At 63.7% G+C, this 5,787-nt stretch carries 5 protein-coding genes; 1 reads left to right on the forward strand and 4 read right to left on the reverse strand.

Annotated elements, in window-relative coordinates; translation table 11 throughout:
- A partial coding sequence (locus B3873_RS08150; RefSeq protein ID WP_286865172.1) for a hypothetical protein occupies window positions 1–912 on the forward strand: 912 nt, incomplete at its 5' end.
- Window positions 913–946: 34 nt separating this feature from the next.
- On the opposite strand, the gene B3873_RS08155 is transcribed toward B3873_RS08150, so the two are convergent.
- The 4 genes from B3873_RS08155 to B3873_RS08170 all read right to left on the reverse strand — a co-directional run.
- Window positions 947–1,309 (reverse strand): hypothetical protein, encoded by a 363-nt coding sequence (locus tag B3873_RS08155; protein ID WP_286865174.1) that lies wholly within the window; start codon window positions 1,307–1,309, stop codon window positions 947–949.
- 76 nt (window positions 1,310–1,385) lie between these two features.
- On the reverse strand, window positions 1,386–2,990 hold the full coding sequence (gene tssA / locus B3873_RS08160; protein ID WP_286865176.1) for a type VI secretion system protein TssA: 1,605 nt from the start codon (window positions 2,988–2,990) through the stop codon (window positions 1,386–1,388).
- Window positions 2,991–3,030: 40 nt separating this feature from the next.
- Complete coding sequence (locus B3873_RS08165; RefSeq protein WP_039787228.1) at window positions 3,031–3,765, reverse strand: response regulator; 735 nt, start codon at window positions 3,763–3,765, stop codon at window positions 3,031–3,033.
- Window positions 3,762–5,787 (reverse strand): ATP-binding protein (locus B3873_RS08170; RefSeq protein ID WP_286865178.1); only part of this gene is annotated, 2,026 nt, incomplete at its 5' end. The genes B3873_RS08165 and B3873_RS08170, both read right to left, overlap by 4 nt.

Consider the following 5,787-nt stretch of genomic DNA (forward strand, 5'->3'; position numbering starts at 1 on the left):
CTTCCAAGACCAGGGAACATGTACTTCATCGGCTTGACCCAGCAGGCCGCCACCGGCGGATTGGCGCGCTTGAACCAGGGAAATGGCGCGGTTCTTCCTGCCAGCCACGTCTATCCTGGCCGTCACAGCTTTCGCGAATTCATCGCACCAATCGAACGACGCCTGCAAGCCGATCCCGGTGTCGAGCGTTTTTCCGTTCAGTCAGTGCTGGGCCGTTACGGCATCAGCCAGGAACTCTCGGTAGGGCTGGAGGTATGGGCGCAAGCGCATTTCAATACGCCAGCCTTTGTCGAGGTGGTATTTCGCCAGGCCGAGGCAGCCCAGCAGCTCGACGCCTTCGTGGCGCGTACGCTAGAACCCGATGAATGGACCGACAACGCACGACCCGGCCTGACCGTGCTCTTTGAACATCCGGTTCGCATCGGTCAATTGGCTCCCCTGCGCAAGGCCGTGCTGGAATTCCCGGGCGATGGCTGGCCGATCGACGGCTTTACGACCATCCCTGCATCTGGTCACGGCGTGGCGATGGTCCGCGGACTGCGCTATGTGTTCCTGCCGGAGATCAGCGTGCGCTGGGACGGCGCCCTGCGCGAACGCCTGAGTACTTCGCTCATCGAAATCGAGATCATCCTCATCGACCAAGCCACCAAAATTGGCCGCCTGAGCCGGAGACTGACCCAGTTGCCCAACGTCGAGCGCGCCTATCTCAACTGGTTTGACGTCATCGTGGGTGGCCAGGAAAACTATGGAACCCTCATCGAACGCCTTCACGCCCAAAGCAGTCTCGCTTCCCCAGCCCTGCCCTCCATGGCGCGTACGCCCTTCTCCGAGATGATCGGTCTTACCAGCAGCGCCGTTCTGCAGGAACGGCTGGCCATCGTGAGCGACACTGCTGCCCCAGACATGTCCTGACCGGTCCGATGGCGCAGGAAGGTTCACATCCACTTCACTCGCAGTCCGGATTGCCGTGGGTTTTCAGGCACCTGTCGCGGGCGCAGGCAGCAATGACCTTGTCGCGCCCGTCTTCGTTGATGTCGACCGTTACATAGACCGGATACTGTTGATATTCCGTACGGGTAAGGTCGGTGCAGGTGGTGTCGGTCTTGTTGCCGTTGACCGTGGATGTGCACTTGGTCTGGCCGGTAGGCACCTGGACCGAGCGCGTGCGCATTTCCATTTTCTGCTGGTTGATCACGGGGTATTGTGCATAGGCCGCGGGGGAGCACTGGTCCGCAGCAGCCCGGTAGGCCTCGGTAGCACACCCGCTGAGGGCCAGCCCGAATGACAGGATGATGATTGTTTTTGTCATGTTGAAGTCTCGCACGCGTGAAAAATTCGTGATGTCGCCGTGGTCAAGATGCGCCTGATCGACAGTGCACCGCCACTCAGGTGACCAGTCGCACCGCCGCTTCGGCATCGATGCTCGCCAGGCGCGCCAGCAAGCCGTCGGTCTCCGCCTTCAATTCATCGTCGGCGGAAAGAATGCGCCACGCTGCGCTTAACCCGGCGGAGGCCAGTGGCGGATCCCAGTCGGTCAGGTTGAATCGGTTGATTTCGTCGACCAGCATGCGCGCAAAAGGCATGAGGTTGGCACCAGGCCGCTCCGAAAAAAGCAGTTCGCACAACTGCACGCGCAAGCGGAAACGCAGTGCAGGTACCTGGCTCTCGCTGATGGCCTGCTGCAGGAATTGGGCTGCGGCCCCCAAGTCACCCTCGGCGGCCAGCGCACGTGCCTTGCCAGCGGCAGCCTGCGCCGGATCGACGAGTGGCGCGTTGACGCCCCCAGCGCTAGCACCCTGCCCCAGGCTCCCCAGCCATTCACGCGTCTGCGGACTGGCAAAGGGCATGCCACCAGAAAACGACAACGCGACGATGCCGGGCAGACGGGCGTAGAGCCAGGCACTGGCACCGATGACCTCGCGGCGCGCACTGTCATAGGCCTGTCCCAGTCGCTGCAAAGACTCGGCAGCGATGGCGTTGAGGTCGAGCCAGTACGGGAAGATCGCGAGTTGCGCTTCGGCAAAACGCACGATGTCTTCATCCGCCTGGCGGTTCTGCATCGCCTTGAGCGCTTCCTGCACCTGCGGCACCGGGCCCGGCAGATTGGTCTTGCCGCTGTTGGCGGGGGGCAGTTGCTCGATGCCGGCCCAGGCAGCAATCCGGTTCAGTCGGAAGGCGGTCGGTTGATTCAGCTCACCTTCCCCCAACCACTGCGCTATATCGGCCAGTCGCTGGAGTGCCTCGCTGCTGGCTTGTTCGACAGCCTCGGGGGTATCGACCGGCCCAGCGGCAATGGCAGCCATGGTTGGCGGTACTGCATTATTGGCGGGGCCAACAGTCGCCGCCACACTGCTCGCCGCGACTGCAGGCGCAGGTTGGGCGGCCGATGGGGTCGAGCTAGACGCGGCCACCACGAGCGGTGGTGGTGGCGTACTCTCCTTGACCAGCAAATTGCCAACCTGGCTGACGGCCGGACGCAGCGACGGGGCATCAGCATCCTTGGCCGCCACGAACGCATCGATGGATTTGAGGCGCTCACGCAACGCTTCGACCAGATCCGCTTCTTGCGGTGGCAGGGAGGACCAGTCGTGTTCGCTGCCGTGGGAGGCGATACGGTCCATCAACCATTGCAGCGCATTGCGACGCGCACGCAGCCGGGCCAGCGGGGGGTACATGCCATCCCAGTAGGCTTGCAGCATCTCGTCAAGTACCTGCAGCCCGACCGCCAGGCCTTCGAGTCCCCGGGTCTGCAGCAAGCCGCCGACCAGGTAGCAGGCCACCATGATGTCCTTGCCCTTGCCGGAGGTCAGCGCAGCCGCCTGGCTGACGACCTGCTCCCAGTCGACGCCACCACTTCCGGCCGGGCTCGATAGCTTGGCGATCTCGTTTTGCAGGAGGTCGAATTCGGGCTGGTCGCGCACATCGGTGCCGGCCGGCTGGGCCTCGCTGACCGGCGCGCCGCCGATGGTTGAGAGTTGGGTCAGATCCAAGTGGAAATCCTCTTCAGTTCAATGACGGGTCTGCAAAGCTTCAGCCCCACAGCGTCTCGATTTCGGTATCGAGGAAATAGCCAGCCCCCCGCTCGGTACGCAGCAATGCCGGATTCTTGGGATCAGCTTCCAGCTTGCGCCGCAGCCGGAGAATCTGGACGTCGATGGCCCGGTCATACACGTCATCGAAGGCGCGCGTGCCCTCGATGAGTTGCTCGCGCGAGATGATGCGACCGGGTGCGCTGAGAAACACCACCAGCAGGTTGAATTCGGCATTGGTCAGCGCCACGCTGCGCTGGTCCGGCGCCGTCAGGCGGCGGGTATTGAGATTGAGATTCCAGCCGGCGAACTGATAGGCCCGTGGGTGTTTTCCGCGCGTCACAGGGGTCTGTGCCACCTGGCCGGTACGGCGCAGCACGGCGCGCACGCGTGCCAGCACTTCCCGCAACGAGAACGGCTTGGTGATGTAATCATCCGCACCGAGTTCCAGACCCATGACCAGGTCCGCCTCCTCATCCCTTCCCGTCACGCAAATGATGGACATATTGCTTTCCCGGCGCCATAGGCGCGCCAGTTCGGCACCATCCGCATCGGGCAATCCGAGATCGAGCAGCACCAGGTCATAGGACCTCGCCGCCAGTGCGGCGTTGGCCTCGGCGGCATTGATGGCGCTGTCGGCCGGCAGACCATGTCCTGCGAGATATTCCACCAGCAGTTGACGCATCGAATGATCGTCCTCGACGACCAATATCTTGGGGGGTGGTACGGTGCTCATTCTTGCTCTTCCTCCGTTTTGCGCAGCGCGGCCTGAACGGCACGGCGCAGTCCCTGTTCATTGAACGGCTTGCGCAGCGTGACCAGGTCATGTTGCCTGCCCATCTCGTCGAGTCGCGCATGATTGCCCGAACACAGCAGCACGGGCAAGTCGGCGCGCAGCGCCCGCGCTTGCACGATCAATTCCTCGCCGCTAATCTGCGGCATGTCCAAATCAGTCACCAAGAGGTCCACGGCGCGCGGCTCAATGGTCAATTCGTTCAGCGCCTCGACCGGATCGGCAAAGCCGATAGGCTCCATACCCATGCCGGAAAGCCAGCGCTGGTAAAGCGGCCGCAACGCAGGATCGTCGTCGACCAGGAACACGCTCTGCCCCTGCCCTTGCCACTCCATCACGTTGGTGCTGTCGTCGGCGGTCATTTCCGACGCCGTATCATGCGATCCCGACCACGATGGCACCGGCGGGGTGATGACCTCGCCTGTTGATGAAATCGGCGAGGACGGAGTTTGCGCAGCGTCGGCATCCGCGCTACGGGCCCATTGGGCAGCCAGTTGCGACTCCACCGGCAGTAGCAGACGGAATACTGTGCCCTCATGGCTGGTCAGCACTGCCACCCCGCCGTCGTGTTCGGTGGCAATGCCAGCGACGATGGCCAGGCCCAGGCCGGTTCCCTTGCCGCCCGGACCGCCACGGGTGGTAAAGAATGGCTCGAAAAGCCGGGCCAGGTGTTCCTTCGCAATGCCCGCGCCGTCGTCCGTCACCTCCAGCCAGACCGCCTCCTCGGGCGGGACCTCACCGATCATCAAGCCGGCGGCCTCTGCCTGTCCATGATGCAGGCTGACGCGCACTTCGCGGCGCGCCGCCAGGCTGGCGTTGCGAATCAGGTTCAACGCGACTCGCGTGATCTGTCCGCCATTGGCGAGGACGGGCAGCGCCTGCTCCGGCGGGGTGAAGAAGATGTGAATGCCTTCGCGGCACAGCGGCCGTGCCAGTCTCACGGCTTCGTCGACCGGCGCGCGCAGGTCCAGCAGCGCACGCTGGCGATCGCCGCGTCGACCCGCCAGCAGTATTTGCTCAGTCAGATCACGCCCGCGCGCCACCGCCGAACACACCTCTCGCAAGGGAACCTGCGCTGGCGACTCTGCGGGCAGGCGCTCGGCGGCCAGTTCGGCATACCCCCCGGCGGCCCCCAGCACATTGTTGAAATCGTGGGCAATACTCCCGGCCATCAGGCCCAACGATTCGAAGCGTCGCATCTGCTCCATGCGCAGCGTCAGTGCCTGGCGTTCACGCATGGCCACCGCGATGAAAAAGGTCAGCATCGCATAGCCAGCCAGGTCGATCTGCAGACGCAATGTACTGTCCAGTCCATCCTGGCGATAAGGACCAAGATCGTAAAGTGTCAGCAGCACCGCCAGCACCGCCGCCGTACTCATGGTCAGGGTCGCGCTGCGCATGCCGCCATACAGCGCCGCGCCGGCCAGCGCCAGCGACAGCATGACCCGCATTACCTCCTCGGGAAGGTCGAAAGTCACGCTTGCCAGCAATGCGCAAAGCACCATCAACGAGCACAGGATGGAAGGCAGGCTCAGCAGGCGTGCATTGCCGTGCGCGCCGGACCAGGTCAGGAAGGCTGGAACCAGCACCAGGATCGCCAGCCCGTTGCCGACCAGCAAGGTGCTCCATTCGTGCCACCAGTTGCCGTGCATCGCGTGCACCGCCAGCGTGGCCCCGCAGGCGGCGACCACGGCGATGACGCCGACCGGCAGCAACAACAGGAAGCGGCTCAGGCGACGCAGCGTATCAAGCTGTCCGTCGCGCGCCACGAAGCGTCGTCCGACCAGCGCGCACGCCGCCACTTCGAATGCGTTGAGCACGGCAAATCCGGCATCGGTATAGACGCTGAGGCGATCATGCTGGCCCACGAACATGATGGCTACCATCACGGCCACCAGATACACCGGCCACTCCCGCAGCGGCTTGCGCCACAGCAGCGCGATCATGAAAGTCGGTGCCGGCCAG

Origin of the sequence: Herbaspirillum sp. UBA812, from assembly GCF_002296545.1 — a bacterium.
Classification (GTDB): Bacteria; Pseudomonadota; Gammaproteobacteria; order Burkholderiales; family Burkholderiaceae_D; genus Herbaspirillum; species Herbaspirillum huttiense.

What these genes read in the sequence shown, in the direction of transcription:
- B3873_RS08165 (WP_039787228.1), bottom strand. Translation starts at nt 3,765, where the DNA reads ATGAGCACCGTACCACCCCCCAAGATATTGGTCGTCGAGGACGATCAT.
- B3873_RS08155 (WP_286865174.1), bottom strand. Translation starts at nt 1,309, where the DNA reads ATGACAAAAACAATCATCATCCTGTCATTCGGGCTGGCCCTCAGCGGG.